The following is a 17,390-nucleotide window of genomic DNA, read 5'->3' as shown; positions in this document are numbered from 1 at the left end:
TGCAACGCTCCAGAATTCAGGAGACGACACCGGCGCCTCACCTCCCTCTACGAAGTCTTTCCTTCATTCTTTTTTTTCAGTGACAGCCAGCTTCCGCCAACGCAGCGAACACCACGCGAAGCTTCGTCTCGCAGTCTTCGCGAACACGATCCCGCACGAGCTGCCCCGTGCTCCATCGCCGCACCTCGTCGGTGGACCACACGGTAAACGCCTCACCTGCATGACGACCGCAGGGCGTGCTGCCTGTCTTGGCCCCCGCAGATGTGTTGGCTGACGTATTGGCTGGAACAACCACAGGCTGCGCATTGCGGTAGATGAATGGCTGAGCGCGCAGCTTCTGTGCGAAAACATCGCAAAGCGCATGCGCGATTTCATCGGCAACGCCGCCAATGCGTCCACATGCAGGGAATGACTCATCGACCTTGAAATCCACCGCCAAGCCGTCTTCGTTGCGCAGCACCTGCACGCGCGCATACCGGATGGCAGAAAGCGAATCGGCGAGCACCGCGAGACCATCCACGCTGCATGCCATCACATGCTCCGCATCGCTGTCATGCAAGGCCATGGAGAGACTGGCGTCTGCCAACCTGTCATGCAGAAAATGCGCGCTGTTGAAGGCGTTCACGCAGTTCGTCGCAAGCCAGTCGAGCATTCGGTCCAGCCGACGCACAATGTCGTCATACTCCAACACGTCGCCCCAGAACGTGCCCAGCCCTCGGGCCACGAGCACGCCGCTTTCCTCATCGACGCCGCCATTGATCGCGTACAGCAGCGCCTTGGGCAGATTCACATGCCCCGCGTCGAGCAACACCTGCTGTCCGAGACGCAGCGCTGGCGCGCTGGAGCAGACCACGTAGTCATCCCCCAGATGACTCCGCAGACCCGTATCGTTTTCGAAGCGGATCACACCGGTCTCACGCGCTACCTCGCTGCAGAAATTGCGAAAACCGCGCGGCAATGCAGAAGACCAAAGCGCTGCGACATTCGGCAGATGCTCTGCCGTGCAATGGCGCAACGCCTGCAGCCAGCGGAAGGTGGTGCGCGTGACCAGCGGCTGCGCGTCCTGCGCCATGCCTGCGAGACACTCGATCAGCACGGCCGCATCACCGCTTTCGGCATTCGGTTCCGCGCCGCAAAGCAGCCGCATATTGGAGAGCTTGAGCAACCACTCGTCAATCAGCAACTGCGCCTGTTGTTCGTTCAACAGGCCCTCATCCATGTCGCGCTGGATGTAGACATCAAGAAACGCCGACGCGCGCGCTGAGGGAAACGCTGCACCATTGCTCTCACCGGCCAAAGCCATGGCGGCCAGCGTCATCCACTGCACCGCTTCGTGCGCATTCGCCGCAGGCCGACTGATGTCTACGCCTTGCGAAAGCGCCACGTCGCGCAGCTCCTCAAGCGCAAGCATCTGTTCCGACAGGCTACGCCGCTGCTGCATCAGTTCCTGCGTGAAGGGCGCTTCGTTCAACGCGCGCAGCATCTGCCTGCAGTCGCTGCGCAAATACTCCACGCCATAGAGCGCGATGCGGCGATAGTCGGCCGCAAGGGCGCAGCGGCTCAAGGGCTCGGGCATTCCATGCAGCAAGCCCGCCTCGTGCGCCGCGACGATCTGCGGTGCATGCACGTCCAGAAAATTCAGGCGACGACCCGCGCGCTGCACCTCAATGCCCGCAGCACTGCTTTTGGTGGACGACATCCCAACAGCACGCAAGGCCGCACTCAGTGCGGGTGGCATGGGCGCTTCATCTGCTGCGTCATCCCTTGCGGCAAGAAACTCCGCGCCTCCCGAATAGGTTTGAACATTCGCTTGAATGAACTTACGGACATCCGCGCTGGTCTGCCACGTTCCGGATTGGAAGCGACGCCAGGGACCAGACGTGTCGGAGTTGCTTGTGCTGTATGTGATGGAGTCCATCATTCAGGCCATCCCATTTTGCGAAGTAAAGGAAAGATCAAAAATCAAACTTCAGCAAGGTTATCCAGCCAAACGCAAATCCCATGATGAGTAAATCAAGACAAACCCAGCATTTACAGTGATTGACAGAGGAGAAACACGAACTTGCAAATGCCGAGACGAGCTCACTTTTCAGGACATTTTTCCTACGCCGATTTTGTGAATTGCAGTCACCGAGTAAGGAATATTTATGCCCATCCGCAACCGAACTCTTTGATCAGCAACAACGCATGGATGCCGAAGCACTGGGAAGCTCCTCTATTGAACAGCGCCGTTTCAAAGCCGCTGCAAATACTGCACGACACAACGACATCACCATCAGCCCACATGCCGCCCCATTTCCCATCCGCCACGACAGATTCCCTTCACTCAACCATCACGCCCTTGAATGCCGTCAGCATCAGACATCTGGTGCAAGACTTCTACTCTGACGTCATGCAGCACCCGCTGCTCGGCCCCGTGTTCGCCAAGGAGTTGGGGGTTCGTCGGGATGCGCATCTGGATCGCATGGTTGATTTCTGGAGTACCGTGATGCTGGGGTCACGCAGCTTTCGTGGCAACCTCGTGCAACGCCACAGGCAGTTGACCGATGTGAATCCCGCGCACTTCAACGCGTGGATTCAACTGTGGGCCCAACACACCAGTGGGCGCTTCGATAGCAGCACGACCAACAAACTCAGGCGCGTGGCGCATGACATCGGCAGGCAACTGTTCGTGAGCTATTTCGATGGGTCATCCGTGCGCCGTGCACATGCGGATGAAAAAGTCCATGAGCACGTGCACGCGCAACCGTCCCCCCGTGCGCACTGAGTTCTATCGACGAGACTGCTGAGCCCTGCGCAAGGGCTCCAGCAAATCACTCAACCCATTGTGATCGATCTCGAACATCAGTTGCAGCAACTGACCGATGCGCCCCTTGGGAAAGCCTTCTCGCGCGAACCAGTGCAGATAGTTCGCGGGCAGATCGGCAATCACCGTGCCTTGGTGTTTGCCAAAGGGCATGGGGGTGGTCAGCAGTTGTTCGAGGTCTTGGGGAGTCACGGCGGCACTGTCATTTCTGAAGGAATGTCCGCTCGATTCTAGAGCCAGCTGTCCCGGCTCTCCACCTGACGATCACCGGCTCAGTCCGCCTGGATATGCGCCTTCTCTGCGACAACCTTCATCTGCGGAAGCTCTTGCTGCGTGCGCGCCAGCAATTGCGCTCCATTGGACCACGAAGGATTCAAGCCCACGTCACGCAATTTTTTCTGAACATCCGGCTGCGCCAGCACATATTGCAGAGCTGCCTCCACCTTGTCACGCACTGGCACAGGCAGTCCGGCGGGTGCAAGCAGGCCGAACCACGCTTCAGACGCGAAACCGGGATAGCCGCTTTCAGCCACCGTAGGTACATCTGGATAGAGCGGATGCCGCTCAGCGCTCAGCGACGCAATGGCCCGGACCTTGCCCGCGCGCACTTGCGGCAGCGATGCGACCACTGTGTCGATACCAACAGGCACCTGTCCGCCCATCACGGAGGTCAGACTCTGGGCACTGCCATTGAACGGCACGTGCGTCATCTTCGTCCCCAACGCCGACTGCAGCAGTTCGCCACCAAAATGTGCCGATGATCCGCTTCCAAACGATGCATAGCTGATCGTGTTGTCCGGCTTGTTCGCAGCAGCCACGAGTTCCTTCAGTGAACGAATTGGGACTTGCGGATTCACCACGACCAGTTGCCCCATGGTTGCGACCGAGCCCAAATAGGTGAAGCTCTTGAACGGATCGTAGGCCAGCGCCTTGCGGATCGACGGGTTCAGCACCAGTGTGGAACTGGAGCCCAGAAACAGCGTATAGCCATCCGCCGGAGCCTTGGCTACCAGTGCCGCTGCCACAGTGGTGCCAGCGCCCGGCTTGTTCTCGACGACGACGGATTGGCCCAGGCGCTCGCCCAACGATGTGGCAAGCAAGCGCCCCAGGATGTCTGTCGCACCGCCCGCGAGAAACGGAACGATGAGCTTGATCGGACGCTGGGGATAATCGGTCGCGGCCTGACTCTGAGCGGCCGCGATCAGGGGACTCGACACGAGGGAAATCAATGCGCATGCCGACACGGCGGCACGCAAGAAGCTCTTACGGGAAATACGCTGCAACTCTCTCACCTGTTTCTTTCTTCGTACTGTTGAAAACCCAGCAACGCGCACCCGAGTTGCTACCCCAAATCAAAATCTCTGAGCGCATCCGCGCAGTGACGCCTTGTTCAACCCAGCAACGGACTGCGCACCTTTGATGCCCCGCTCGCCAGGTCATATGCATGCCCCAGTTGCAACACGCCAAAGTCATCCTGCGTACGCCCGATGATCTGCAGCCCCACGGGCCGCCCGTCCGCGTCGAGACCTGCGGGAACCGACAACGCAGGCAACCCAGCCATGGTGGCGCCGATCACCGTCTGCATCCAGCGGTGGTAGGTGTCCATCGACTGACCGCCGACCGCATGCGGCCAGTCCAATGCGGCGTCAAACGGAAAGACCTGTGCGGACGGCAACAGCAAGGCCTCATATTGAAGATGCAGGCGGCGCAGACATTCGTACCAAGCCGAACGCACACGTGCTGCATCGAACACCTGCATGGCGGTAAGCGCCAAGCCCCGCTCCAGTTCCCACACGGCTTCGGGCTTGAGCAAGCGGCGTTTGGCCGGATCGTCATACAGCGCACGATTGGTACCCGCAAACTGAAAGCTGCGCAGGTCGAGCCAGGCGCGCCACAGGCTTTCCATGTCGAACTGCGGCAGGACGCGGTCGACTATGCAGCCTATCGCTTCGAAATGCACAAGCGCCTTGTCGCACACCTCAAGCAGGCCGGGTTCGGTCGGCAGGTGCCCGCCCAGATCGCCAAGCCATGCGATGCGTGCGCCCTTGAAGTCGCGCACAAGCGGTGCACGAAAGTCGATGTTGGCAGCGCGATGCGTGAGCGGAAGGCGCGCATCGAAGCCCCCCATCACCGACAGCAGCAGCGCGAGATCGGGCACGTTGCGCGCCATCGGTCCGCCGACGCTGAATTGCTGAAAAAAGATCTCGTCGGTCGGTCCGTGCGGAATGCAGCCCACCGAGGTGCGCATGCCATACACATGGTTGAACGCGGCGGGAGTGCGCAGCGAGCCCATCATGTCCGAGCCATCCGCCACGGGTAGCATGCGCAGTGCCACGCACACGCCTGCACCGCCGCTGCTGCCTCCGGCAGAGAGCGACGGATCGAACGCGTTGCGCGTGGTGCCGTACACCTCGTTGTAGGTGTGGCCGCCGAGGCCGAACTCCGGCGAGTTGGTGCGTCCCACGAAGATCGCGCCCGATGCCCGCATGCGATCGAAGACCACAGCATCGGTCTGTGACACCTGGCCCTTGAAGATCGGCGAGCCCTTCGTCGTGACCATGCCCTTGGCCGGCATGATGTCCTTGGGCGCCTGCGGGAACCCATGCAGCACGCCCCTGCTCTCGCCGCGCGCGAGGTCCGCGTCCAGCGCACTGGCCTGCGTCCGCAGCTGTTCGCGCGGCAGACTGGCGACGATGGCGTTGACCTGCGGGTTGAAGCGGTCGATCTGCGCGAAGTACGCATCGAGCACCTCCACGCACGAGACCTCGCGCGCATGGATGGCGCGCGACAGCTCGGTCGCTGCAAGCTCCACGATGCCGCCGGTCGCGGGCGGCTTCCCTGGTTGAGTGGAATCGTTCGTCATGTTCGGTTCTGTCTCCTGATCGGGGCGAGTCCTTGCGATAATTTCCGATGAATGGAATAGAAAACCGCATCGGCGATGTCATCGCTTCGTCACGATGCACTGTAGGGTCAGTCCGATTTGCGCACAATCGACAAATCTTCCATTCACCGTTGCGTTTCATGCAAAGCTCGCGAGCCTCCTCCCTGTTGTCGGCCCAGTTGCAGGACACCGCCCTGCGCTATCTGCTGGAGGTCGTGCGCAGCGGCTCGGTAAGCGAAGCGGCAACGCGGCTCAACGTCACGCCGTCCGCCGTGAGCCGACAGATAGCCACGCTCGAAGATCTGCTCGGCGTGCCGCTGTTCGAGCGCCGGCCACGCGGCATGGTCGCAAGCCCCGCGGGCGAGGTGCTGGCGAATCACGCGCGCCGAAATGCGCTCGAAGCCGAGCGCGCGGTATCGGACATCCAGGCGCTGCAGGGCCTCAGGCGAGGCATGGTGCGCATCTGCAGTTCATCGGGGTTTGCGATCGAGTTTCTGCCTCGCGTGATCGCCCAATTTCGCGAGCAGTATCCGGGCATGCAGTTCCAGCTGCGGGTGTGTGGTCCGCAGGCCGCGACGCAGGCGCTGCTGCGCGGTGATGCCGACATCGCGGTCACCTACAGCCGCACGGCCGAGCGCGACATTGCCGTGGCGTATCGCGGCGCGGCCTCTATCTATGCATTCATGCGCCCGGATCATCCGCTCTCACAACATTCGCATGTCACGCTGCGCCAGTTGCAGCCGCATCCGCTAGCCCTGCCCGATGCGGAAAACACCGTGCGGCAACTGTTCGACATCGCCTGCAGTCAGAAAGGTCTGGTCTTCGACCCGGTACTGGTCTGCAACCAATTCGAGGCACTGATGCATTTCGTGCTGTATGACGGCGGGGTGTCGATTGCGGGCGGCATCACCGTGCGCGACCGCGTGCTGCGCGGCGAGTTGCATGCCGCGCCAATCCGCGAGCGCGGGCTCTCCAGCCGCAATGTTGAGGTGCAGACCATGGCGGAGCGCACGCTGCCCGAAGGCCCGCGTGCGTTCATGCACTACCTCATCGTGCAGCTCGAATCACTTGCCGCCGAGAAGCTGCATCGCGCGTGACGGCGCACCGAAATCAGGTGCGACGACGCGGGTGCAAAGGGTACGCCGGATCGGTATAGCCCGGCGTGGACGGATGGCCTGGCGCGACCAGTTCGTCGACAAGTCCGTCGTCTTCGGGCGTGACCACGTAGTCGAGCGCTGGGAAATAGTCCTGCCACTGCGCGAGCGTGCGCGGACCCGCGATCACCGAACTGATAGCGCGATGCGCGAGCACCCAGGCGGTGGCGAACTGCGCAAGCGAGATGCCGCATTCACCGGCATGCTGCTTGAGGCGCTGCGCGATCTGCAGGGATTCTTCGCGGAACTCGGTCTCGGTCATGCGGCGATCGCCACGGCCCGCGCGCGTACCTTCCTGCGGGGCCTGGCCCGGCAGATACTTGCCGGTGAGCACGCCGCGCGCGACCGGGCTGTACGAGGTCACGCCGATGCCGAAATGCTCGCAGGCCGGCAGGATCTCGACCTCGGGCATGCGGTTGAGCAGGTTGTAGTACGGCTGGCAGACCACCGGGCCGGGCATGCCGATCTGGCGCGCACCGTGCACCATCTCTCCAATGCGCCACGCGCGGAAGTTGGACAGCCCCCAGTAGCGGATCTTGCCATCGCGCACCAGCGTGTCGAGCGCGCGCAGCGGCTCTTCCATATCCATGCCGTTGAAGTCGCGGTGCAGGTAGAGGATGTCGACGTGATCGGTCTGCAGCCGCGCCAGACTCGCCTCGACCTCGCGCAGCATCCACTTGCGCGAATACTGGCCCTCGTTCGAACGATCCGACATGCGGTTGCCGAGCTTGGTGGCCAGCACCCATTCGTCGCGCCGGCCCTTGAGGATCTGGCCGACCATCGATTCGGACGCACCCTTGGTGTAGACGTCCGCCGTGTCCATGTAGTTCACGCCGTGCTCGCGCGCATGGGCCACGATGGACGAGGCTTCGGCCAGCTCCGTCTGGTCGCCGAACATCATCGTGCCCAGGCACAGCGCGGACACCTTGAGCTGGCTCTTGCCGAGATTGCGGTATTGCATTCCTGTTGTCTCCTTCGTTCTTTTGCTGATCAGTAATGCGGCGGGCGTTCGTTGACGATGGCCTGACCTGAACCGGGTGCGCCCGATTCTGGCAACTGCTTGCGCAGATCGGCCACCACGCGGATCAGATCGTCGATCTGCTGCTGTTGCCGGTAGATGGTGAGGTTGAGCTGATCGAGCAGGTCTTCGGTGAAGCTGGCCTTGATCTCGAGATCGCTCAGTCGCTGGTCGGTGGTTTCGTTGAAATCGGACATGTCGTATCTACCCCATGCGGACCGGAAGTGCCCACCGTATCACCTTGATGTGACCACGGCGTGCACGTCCGTCCCCGCGTGTGGGTCGCCAGCTCAGGCGGCCAGCGCCTTCTTCAAGCGCGCAATGCCTTCGCGGATCTTGTCGACATCCGCCGTTGCGAACGAAAGGCGCAGCGTGGACAGATCGGGGTTCTGACTGAAGAAAGGAGCGCCCGGCACAAAGGCCACGCCTTCGGCAATCGCGCGCTTGGCAAGCTCGTTGGCATTGCTTTCCTGACCCCGTGCGCCGGTGAGCTTCACCCACATGAAGAGACCACCCTTGGGCTGCACGAACTCCACCGCATCGCCGAGTTCCAAACGCAGCGCATCGCCCATCGCCTTGGCGCGTTCCGCATACACGGCACGCACGCGCGCGAGCGTCTGCGGCATCACACCCGACAGCAGATACTGCGCCGCGGTGGCCTGCGCGTAGGTACTGGTATGGGCATCGCTGAACTGCTTGCACATGGTGGCGCGCGCCAGCAACTCGGGATGGGCGATCAGCCAGCCGATGCGCAGCCCCGGGCACAGCACCTTGCTGAGAGAACCGCAGTGCGCCAGCCATTCGCGGCTGCCGGGCACGCTGGGCGAGAGCGCAAGCAGGCTCGCTGGTGGGGCTTCACCGAAGTACAGATCACCATACGGGTCATCTTCCACCACCAGCACCTGGTGCTTGACCGCCAACTCCAGCACCTGCTTGCGGCGCTCCAGCGAGAGCGTCGCGCCGCTTGGGTTGCCGAAGGTAGGGATCAGATAGACCAGCTTGGGCTGGTGCTCCACGATGAGCTTCTCGAGCGCATCGGGCTGCACGCCATCGCTGTCGACGGGAGCACTGATGACTTCCGCACCATAGAGACGGAAGCACTGAATCGTTGCGAGAAACGTCGGGCCTTCAACGATCACCTTGTCGCCGGGGTTGATCATGGTCTTGCCGAGCAGGTCCAGCGCCTGCTGGCTGCCGGTGGTGACGATCAGCTGCTCGGGCGCCACATCCTTCGCGCCCTTGGTCGCCATGAAGGCCGAGAGCTGCTCGCGCAGCGGCTGGTAGCCCTCGGTCGCTCCGTACTGCAGCGCGGCACCGGCCTGCGTTGCGAGCACTTCTTCCACCGCAGTCTTGATGCCGCTGACATCAAACATGGCGCTGTCGGGGAAACCGCCGGCAAAACTGATGATGCCGGGCTTGCCCAGCAACTTGAACAATTCACGGATCGCCGAGGTCTCGACATTGTTTAAACGGTCAGCAAATTTCATTCCACAAATCCTTGGAAATACTTAGGGCAACTTATCGCAATATTGCCCCATTGTCTTGCATTGGACGACTCCACGAAGACGCTCGACTTTTCGGCGGGTCGGCTTGCAAGAATCACCAAATCAACTCGCAAATTCATTCGACTACACACGCAATCAGCCGCGCTTGTTTCAGGCACCCATCAGAAGCGCCCCTTTTATCATCACTACAGTGTTGTTTGCATTTCATAGTTTGAAAAACTCCGATCTGCGGGACGATGTTCGATCATTTTTCGGTTGAGAGTCAATTCGATCACTTCTGATTCCGTAATATGAAACTTTGATATAACTCAATAAATTGAAATCTATTTGATCGCAATTTGATAATTAGAAAAGCAATTGGTAACACTTGGGAAGGGATCTGAACATTGAGGCCGTTCTGTTCACTTATGTCCTCAGGAGTGTGATATGCGATCCTTCAATTTCTTCACCCAAAAGCCTGTCTCGCTCGCCGTTGCTTCCGCTCTGGTGATTCTGCTGACCGGATGTTCTTCCGGCGGCTCCCTGCGCAGCGACGCAGGCGGCACGTCGGGCAGTGGCTCTGGTACTGGCATCACCGATGGCAGTGGTTCCGGCTCTGGCAGCGGCAATCTGAACGCTGGCGATGGCGGCACAGGATCCGGCAGCGGCACAGGCACCGATTCTGGCTCAAATGCACCTGGGAGCGGAAACAGTTGGGCGGGCTCGGGCTCCGGGTCGTCCGGAAGCGGTAGTTCTGGCGGCGGCACCATCGTTGCTGGTGGCGGGAACACTGGTGGCGGGAACACTGGTGGCGGGAACACTGGTGGCGGGAACACTGGTGGCGGGAACACTGGTGGCGGGAACACTGGTGGCGGGAACACTGGTGGCGGGAACACCGGTGGCGGGAACACTGGTGGCGGGAACACTGGTGGCGGGAACACTGGTGGCGGGAACACTGGTGGAGGCACCGTTGCAACCGGCCCTCTGCAGGTCATTCGCGATGTCAGCACCGGCGCTGCGGGCGTGGTGTCCGGCGCATCCGGCGCCGTGGGTGATGTCGGCTCCACCGTTTCCAACGTGCTGAACACGGCGCTCGGCAACACGGTACTCGGTGGCGTATCTGCCCCGGCCGGCGGCGTGGTGCAAGAAGTCGGTCAAGCGGTCGGATCGCTCGCCACCGGCGTGGCTGGCGGCCTCGGACAGATCGGCACCAATCCCGACCCCATCGGCACCACACTCAGCAGCCTGGATCCGACCGTGGGTCACGTGGGCCATGCGGTATCGTCTCTGGGCGACACCGTCAGCGCGCTGGACAAGCCAGAGCTCGGCATCGTCGGTGATGTGGCCGGTGTCGCCGGTGGCGTGGTCGATCAAGTGGGAACCACGGTCACCAACCTCGGCACCACGGTTGGCACCATCGTCGACAGCTCCGGCGTGCGCAATCTGACCACAGGCGTAGCCGGTGCTGTCACCCCGCTGCTCTCCAACACCATCGGAACCGTACAGAACCTGGGCAACGCCACAGGTCTGGGCGAGCCGGTGACCAACATCCTGACTCTCGTGGGCGGCCTCGTGACCACCACGGGGAATGGACTTGCTGCGACTCAAGCACCCATCATCACTCCCACCGGCAATCTGGTGGCGGCAACGGGTGAAACAGTCTCCGCACTCGGCGGTGCCACATCGACCAACAGCGCCACGGGCAGCGGCCTGCTTGGCGGATTGCTGGGCAACACGGTTGGCACAGTCACCAACGTGGTCAGCGGCGCAACAGGCGGCACGACCGGGGGCACCGCCACTGGGGCACTGGGCGGTGTCGTTGGCACTGTCACCAATGTCGTTGGCGGCCTGACCGGTGGCCTCACCAACGGTTCGGGCTCCACGGGCGGTGCGGCTACCGGCGCATTGGGCGGCGTGGTTGGCACCGTCACCAATGTGGTGGGCGGCCTGACCGGCGGCCTCACGAATGGTTCAGGCTCCACAGGCGGTGCGGCCACCGGCGCATTGGGCGGGGTGGTTGGCACCGTCACCAACGTGGTGGGTGGACTTACCGGCGGGCTGACCGGCGGCACCACAACAGGGACAGCCACAGGCGCTGTTGGCGGCGTGGTCACCGGTGTGGTTGGCACAGTCACCAACGTGGTGGGCGGACTCACTGGTGGACTGACAGGCGGCACCACCACCGGCACTGGCACAGCCACCGGGGCGGTCGGCGGCGTGGTGAGTGGTGTGGTTGGTACCGTAGCCACCGTGGTCGGTGGTGTGACCGGGGGTCTCACAGGCGGCACGACAACCGGTACGGGCACCGGCGCAGTCGGCGGCGTGGTCAACGGTGTGGTCGGCACTGTCGCCACCGTAGTCGGCGGCGTGACTGGCGGCCTGACAGGCGGAACGACGACGGGAGGCACCACCGGCACGACCACTGGCGCCGTCGGCGGTCTGGTAGGTGGTGTGGTCAACACGGTCACTGGCGTAGTCGCCGGCGTGACCGGTACCGTTGCAGGCGCAACAGGTACCACTACAGGCACGACTTCCACTGGAACCACCACTACCGCAGGCACCACAACAGCGGTGGGCGGCGTGGTGACTGGTGTGCTCGGCACCGTGACTGGCCTGCTGGGCGGCACGTCGACCACCACCGCTACGAACACCACCACAACTACAGTTGGCAGCACCGGCGGTGGCCTGCTTGGTGGTCTGCTTGGAGGCAAAAGATAAGCGTCAGGGTTTGCTCTCTCTCCATTTCTAATGAGTCAGCACAACCGTAACAGTGTGTTTCTTCGGAGGCGACTGTTGCTGTTGTGTTTTTCGATAGGCGCCTAGCAACACGCGGGGACCGCGCCACCAGTCACGACAAGAAGGTCGATCATGTATTACCCCGCCACTTTCTCTCTCAGACTGCCAGCCTTGGCGGTTTTTTTGTGTTTTTCGCCCCTGCTCAGCCATGCGCAATCCGCAACGGCAGGCGGCAACCCTCTGAACACCCTGCCCTCCGTGCCCGTGCCTCAGCCGCAGGCTCAGGTACCGCTGCAGGTGGCCCCACCGCAGACTCAGGTCGAGCAGGTGCTCGCCCTCAAGGTGCAGACCACGCGTGTCGATGTGCAAGGCGTGTCCGCGATTCCGTTCGAGGAGGTCAGCGCCCTGCTCTCGCCACTCGCCGGCGGTACACATACGATTGCCGACCTGATGGCTGCCGCGCAGAAGGTCACGGCGCTGTACCAGGAACGCGGCTATGCGCTGTCGTTCGCCTTTGTTCCGGCGCAGGATTTCGCGGGTGGAGTCGTGCGCTTCAGCGTCGTCGAAGGGTATCTGCAGCGCGTGGAGCTGGAAGGTGATTTTGGCAAATCCGAATCGCTGGTGCGCGAGATCGCCGAGCCTCTGCTCAAGGAACGCCCTCTCACCTCGGCCACTTTTCAGAAGCAGACGCAGTTAATGACGCGCCTGCCCGGCATCGAGATTGCAGCCATCGCCAATCTGCCCACTACGACGGACGGCGCCACGCCACTGGTCCTCAAGGCCAAGCACAAGCCGATCATCATCTCTGTGGGTGGCGAACTGCGCAAGCCAACCTCGCGCTTCATGGCCAATCTGCTGATCAACGACCCCTTCTGGCAAGGCAGCCAGTTCCAGTTCTCGACCCTGCTGCGCAACCCGAGCGACGAGCGCTTCCTCTCCTTGGGTTTCACACAATTGCTCAATGCCTCAGGCACCGTGGCCCGCGTGAGCTATTCCGACTTTCGCAGCCACAACGACCCGCTCTCCAAGCTGCCGGGCATCGACGACAACACCTCGCAGCGCAAGCTCGACCTGAGCGTGACGCATCCCTGGATCGTCGCAGGCAACGAGCAGCTCAGCACCACTGCCGGTTTCTATGGCCTGAACTACCGCAAGGAGTACTGGGTCCCCGCCAACTCAATCAGCATCCATGACGAGGAACGTGTACGCGCGCTCTATGCGCAGGTGGCTTGGTCGAAAGCCGCTGCTACCGTGGGTCGTTCGGCCAATGTCACACTGACGCAAGGCATCGACGGACTCGGCGCAGGCTTTGACCGAGGCAACAATGTGGGCCAACCCATGCTGGCCAACCCGGCCAAGCTCGACTTCACGCGCGTGAGCGGCGACTACTCCGAGCGCCACCGCTTTGCCAACAAGCTGGGCGCGGCGTTCGGTTTCGGCGGGCAGTATTCGGGCGACATCCTGCCTACGCCCGAGCGCGTGTCCTTCGGCAGTTCGCGCTACGGACGAGGCTATGCACCCGGCGAGTTTTCAGGGGACAAGGGCATCGGAGCGAACGCCGAGATGAACTACCAGTTTGGCATGGACAACCAATGGCTCAAGAACATCGAGCCCTATGTGCTCTACGAATGGGCCAAGCTCTGGCAAAACACTTCGGGCACCGTCGCCACGACGATGAAGTCCGCCAGCGCAGGCGTGCGCCTGGCCGACAACAAGCACTATTCGCTTGATCTGTCGGTTTCCAAGCCACTGGGCGCGCGCACAGCCAACAACCCCGAGCGCGCGCTGCGCTATGGCCTGATCCTGAGCTACAACCTCGACTTGTAGCCTCGCACCATCACCCTGCCTTCATGGTGCTGCGACAATGCGGCACCATGAAACAGAGCGACATCGAGCCTTTCTTCGCCACGCTGAAAGCGGCCAACCCACAACCCAACACCGAGCTCGAATACACCTCCGTGTTCGAGCTGCTCACCGCCGTCCTGCTGTCCGCGCAGGCCACCGACGTGGGCGTGAACAAGGCCACGCGCAAGCTGTTCCCCGTTGCCAACACGCCGCAGGCCATTCTCGATCTCGGTCTCGATGGCCTCGAGAGCTATATCAGAACCATCGGCCTATACCACAGCAAGGCCAAGCATCTGCTTGAGACATGTCGGATGCTCATCGACCACCACGGCGGCAAGGTGCCACAAACGCGCGAAGAACTGCAGGCCCTTCCGGGCGTGGGTCGCAAAACCGCCAATGTGGTGCTCAATGTCGCCTTCGGCCAGCCAACCATGGCGGTCGACACCCACATCTTCCGCGTGAGCAACCGCACCGGATTGGCCCCTGGCAAGGACCCGCTGGCCGTCGAGCTGCAACTCATGAAGCGCGTGCCGGACGAGTACGCGGTCGACTCGCACCACTGGCTGATTCTGCTCGGCCGCTACGTCTGTCAGGCCCGCAAGCCACGCTGCTGGGAATGCGTCGTCTCGCCATATTGCGATTTCACGCCGAAAACCATCTCTGTTTAAGTAGATACGCCTCCCGTGGATAAAGTCGCTCAACGGCGCGTTGACTGACATGACCGATGCATATTGGAGGAGAACAATCCAACAAAAGACTCCAACAGCACGGTTCATGAAAGGCCTCAAGCCATGGGAACAACGACTACACCAACTCCCTACCCAGATGGCGGCGCGCCGCTCCAGCCCGGCGTCTACTCAGCGCACGAAAAACGCCACCGCATCTTCGCGATCATGGCCGCCTCTTCGGGCAATCTGGTGGAGTGGTTCGACTTCTATGTCTATGCGTTTTCTGCGCTCTACTTCGCTGGCGCGTTCTTTCCCAAGGCCGACCCCACCGTTCAGTTGCTGAATACCGCCGGTGTGTTCGCCGCTGGTTTTCTGATGCGCCCCATCGGCGGCTGGCTGTTCGGCCGCATCGCCGACAAGTATGGACGCAAGCTCTCACTGTTGATCTCAGTCGCCATGATGTGCACCGGCTCGCTCGTCATCGCCTGCCTGCCCACGTACGCACAAATCGGCGCATGGGCGCCGTTTCTGCTGCTGGTCTGCCGCTTGTTCCAGGGCCTGTCGGTCGGCGGTGAATACGGCACCACGGCCACCTACATGAGCGAAGTGGCACTCAAGGGCCAGCGCGGATTCTTCTCGTCCTTCCAATACGTCACGCTGATCGGCGGCCAGTTGCTCGCCGTGCTGGTCATCGTGATTCTCGAAGCCATCTTGAGCGATCAGGAGCTGCGCGCCTGGGGTTGGCGCATTCCTTTCGTGTGCGGTGCCGTAGCCGCCGTTGTCGCATTGCTGCTGCGTCGCACCCTGCATGAAACGCAGACCGATGCCGCCAAGAACAACGAAGAGGCAGGCACCATCCGAGGCCTGTTCCGCCACCACACCGCTGCCTTTGTCACCGTGCTGGGCTACACCGCAGGCGGCTCGCTGATCTTCTACACCTTCACCACCTACATGCAGAAGTATTTGGTGAACACCGTGCACCTGCCGATCAAGACCGCCAGCTACGTGATGACCGTGGCGCTGTTCCTCTACATGTGCATGCAGCCGTTGTTTGGCATGCTGTCCGACCGCATCGGCAGGCGCAACAACATGCTGCTGTTTGGCGCGCTCGGCGCATTGCTTACGGTGCCAATTCTCACCGCCCTGCAGCACACGACCAACCCCTACGTGGCGCTCGTACTCATCATCGTGGCGCTGGCTGTCGTGAGCTTCTACACCTCGATCAGCGGCATCGTGAAGGCCGAAATGTTCCCGCCCGAGGTGCGCGCGCTCGGTGTCGGTCTGGCCTATGCAGTCGCCAATGCCATCTTCGGCGGCACGGCCGAATATGTCGCGCTCTACCTCAAGGACCAGGGCCACGAATCCTCGTTCTTCTGGTACGTCACGGTGATGATGGTGATCGCCTTTCTGTTCAGTTTCCGCCTGCCCAAGCAGGCTGCTTACCTGCACCACGATCACTGAGAAACAAGGGATGTCGGTTCGCAAATCGCGAAACCAACATCTCAGTAAGCGCCAACTTTCATCACATGCTTTGCATGCAGGAGAACTTTGTAGCAATGGATTGATTTGCAAGCGCAAGCCATTATGATGGGGTCAGTTTCAAACCAATGCGACTGGCCATGCCGCCGAACTCCGATTCGTTTTCCCAAGCCTTCGAGAGCAGCGTCCTGAATGACGGCACGATCAGCGATTCGCGCCCTGTCGCGGTGTCCACCAACTCAGCCAGCCTGCGTCGGTGGCTCGATGAACTCAAGCAACGCCAACCTCTGCCCACGGCCTTGGGCCAGGTGGTGCAGAGTTTTGAACTCCCACTCATCCGTCTCGTGCAGCGCGACGCAGCCGCTCTTTCCGACGAGCGCCACGCGTCCCGCAAGCTCATCGACACGGTGATCGAGCGCGGTCTGCGCTACCCCGACGCAAGCTCCGAGAAATTCGAGCGATTCATCGCGCTCGCCAACCAGACGGTGCGCCATCTCACCACCCTGCCCGTGCATGACGCCGCTGCCTTCGAGCATATGCATCGCATGTGGAATCGCGCCTGGGAAAAACCTTCCTCAACCAGCCTCGCGGCGATGGCGGCAGCAGGCTATCCGGATGCCTTTCAGGATTTGATTCGCGAGAACGCATCGGCCTTCGAATCGCTCCCGACAGCGCGTTTGGCGCCCGCGTTATGGCTTGAATTTCTCACAGGACCATGGGCCAGGGTTGCGGCACATTCGCAATGCTCGACCAACAAGCAGCGCGCCGGAAAATATCTGACGATGGCACCCGTACTGCTCTGGTGCGTACAGCCCGACATCGAACGCGACGACGCCCGTCGGCTACTGTCTTGGACCAGCGAACTGGCCAATCTGGTGGGTGAAGGACTCGCCAGCGTGGGATATCGGGAAGTCGACATCGCACCGATGCAGCAGCGGATCACGCGACTGCACGCCCATCTCGCAAAAATTGCAGAGACAGAACCACAGGAAACTGCGGAGACCGCGACCGAACTGCAAACGCCGACCAACGCAGATGTCGACATCCACATCGAGCCATATCAAGCCGGTCAATGGTTCGATATGTGGATCCAGCAGCGTTGCATCCGTACGCAACTGACCTGGGCCAACAGCACGCTGTCATCCTTCATGTTCACCGCGCAGGACGGCAGCACGCAATCCCTCACACGCCGCATGCTCGACAGCCTCGCCGACAAGCAAAGCCTGCAGCGCGTGCAAGACCCGGACACTGCACCCGACAGCGCGTTCTATAGTCAAATGCGGCACAGCACGTACTGAATCAGCGCCCACCATCGGCAG

The 17,390-nt window shown here is 61.6% G+C and carries 15 protein-coding genes; 8 read left to right on the top strand and 7 right to left on the bottom strand.

The annotated features are described in order from the left end of the window. Window positions 1–76 precede the first annotated feature (76 nt). On the bottom strand, window positions 77–1,738 hold the full coding sequence (locus G7047_RS03635) for a pyruvate formate lyase family protein (RefSeq protein WP_166300861.1): 1,662 nt from the start codon (window positions 1,736–1,738) through the stop codon (window positions 77–79). A 630-nt stretch (window positions 1,739–2,368) separates the two neighbouring features. On the opposite strand from G7047_RS03635, the gene G7047_RS03630 reads away from it, so the two are divergent. Beyond that, window positions 2,369–2,767 carry a group III truncated hemoglobin gene (locus G7047_RS03630; protein WP_205904713.1) on the top strand — a complete coding sequence of 133 codons (399 nt, stop codon included), beginning with the start codon at window positions 2,369–2,371 and terminating at the stop codon, window positions 2,765–2,767. A gap of 3 nt (window positions 2,768–2,770) precedes the next feature. Here the strand turns inward: G7047_RS03630 and G7047_RS03625 are convergent, their stop codons facing one another. The 3 genes from G7047_RS03625 to G7047_RS03615 form a co-directional block, all read right to left on the bottom strand. Next, window positions 2,771–2,998, bottom strand: a complete 228-nt coding sequence (locus G7047_RS03625) for a DUF3820 family protein (RefSeq protein ID WP_166300858.1) — start codon at window positions 2,996–2,998, stop codon at window positions 2,771–2,773. 80 nt (window positions 2,999–3,078) lie between these two features. Then, complete coding sequence (locus G7047_RS03620) at window positions 3,079–4,089, bottom strand: Bug family tripartite tricarboxylate transporter substrate binding protein (RefSeq protein ID WP_371813842.1); 1,011 nt, start codon at window positions 4,087–4,089, stop codon at window positions 3,079–3,081. A 107-nt stretch (window positions 4,090–4,196) separates the two neighbouring features. After that, window positions 4,197–5,669: an amidase gene (locus G7047_RS03615; RefSeq protein ID WP_166300855.1), complete on the bottom strand. Its 1,473-nt coding sequence runs from the start codon at window positions 5,667–5,669 to the stop codon at window positions 4,197–4,199. A gap of 182 nt (window positions 5,670–5,851) precedes the next feature. Here G7047_RS03615 and G7047_RS03610 point away from each other — a divergent pair, with 182 nt between their 5' ends. After that, entirely contained in the window at window positions 5,852–6,784 is a 933-nt protein-coding gene (locus G7047_RS03610; RefSeq protein ID WP_166311854.1) for a LysR family transcriptional regulator, read from the top strand. A gap of 13 nt (window positions 6,785–6,797) precedes the next feature. Here the strand turns inward: G7047_RS03610 and G7047_RS03605 are convergent, their stop codons facing one another. From G7047_RS03605 to G7047_RS03595, 3 genes are all read right to left on the bottom strand, one after another. Further along, window positions 6,798–7,802, bottom strand: coding sequence for an aldo/keto reductase (locus G7047_RS03605; protein WP_166300852.1), 1,005 nt, complete (start codon window positions 7,800–7,802; stop codon window positions 6,798–6,800). A 29-nt stretch (window positions 7,803–7,831) separates the two neighbouring features. Beyond that, window positions 7,832–8,056, bottom strand: coding sequence for a SlyX family protein (locus tag G7047_RS03600; RefSeq protein ID WP_166300849.1), 225 nt, complete (start codon window positions 8,054–8,056; stop codon window positions 7,832–7,834). Window positions 8,057–8,149: 93 nt separating this feature from the next. Then, window positions 8,150–9,346 carry a PLP-dependent aminotransferase family protein gene (locus tag G7047_RS03595; RefSeq protein WP_166300846.1) on the bottom strand — a complete coding sequence of 399 codons (1,197 nt, stop codon included), beginning with the start codon at window positions 9,344–9,346 and terminating at the stop codon, window positions 8,150–8,152. A gap of 640 nt (window positions 9,347–9,986) precedes the next feature. Here G7047_RS03595 and G7047_RS03590 point away from each other — a divergent pair. The 6 genes from G7047_RS03590 (at window position 9,987) to G7047_RS03565 (ending at window position 17,369) form a co-directional block, all read left to right on the top strand. Next, on the top strand, window positions 9,987–10,427 hold the full coding sequence (locus G7047_RS03590; RefSeq protein WP_166299480.1) for a hypothetical protein: 441 nt from the start codon (window positions 9,987–9,989) through the stop codon (window positions 10,425–10,427). After that, window positions 10,370–12,061: a collagen-like triple helix repeat-containing protein gene (locus G7047_RS03585; protein ID WP_166300843.1), complete on the top strand. Its 1,692-nt coding sequence runs from the start codon at window positions 10,370–10,372 to the stop codon at window positions 12,059–12,061. The genes G7047_RS03590 and G7047_RS03585 overlap by 58 nt, the downstream gene beginning before the upstream one ends. 201 nt (window positions 12,062–12,262) lie before the next feature. Continuing rightward, on the top strand, window positions 12,263–13,906 hold the full coding sequence (locus tag G7047_RS03580; protein WP_240939357.1) for a ShlB/FhaC/HecB family hemolysin secretion/activation protein: 1,644 nt from the start codon (window positions 12,263–12,265) through the stop codon (window positions 13,904–13,906). Window positions 13,907–13,953: 47 nt separating this feature from the next. Further along, the gene (gene nth, locus G7047_RS03575) at window positions 13,954–14,592 is read left to right on the top strand and encodes an endonuclease III (protein WP_166300834.1); all 639 of its coding nucleotides are present in this window, start codon (window positions 13,954–13,956) and stop codon (window positions 14,590–14,592) included. A gap of 123 nt (window positions 14,593–14,715) precedes the next feature. Next, window positions 14,716–16,053 carry an MFS family transporter gene (locus G7047_RS03570; RefSeq protein WP_166300831.1) on the top strand — a complete coding sequence of 446 codons (1,338 nt, stop codon included), beginning with the start codon at window positions 14,716–14,718 and terminating at the stop codon, window positions 16,051–16,053. Between the two features lie 158 nt (window positions 16,054–16,211). Continuing rightward, a complete protein-coding gene (locus G7047_RS03565) occupies window positions 16,212–17,369 on the top strand; it encodes a DUF1631 family protein (protein WP_166300828.1) in 1,158 nt (385 codons plus the stop codon). Window positions 17,370–17,390 lie beyond the last annotated feature (21 nt).

Origin of the sequence: Diaphorobacter sp. HDW4A (genome assembly GCF_011305995.1) — a bacterium.
Lineage (GTDB): Bacteria > Pseudomonadota > Gammaproteobacteria > Burkholderiales > Burkholderiaceae_C > Diaphorobacter_A.
Note: the sequence above shows the minus strand (reverse complement) of the source record. Positions and strands in the feature narration are given on the sequence as shown.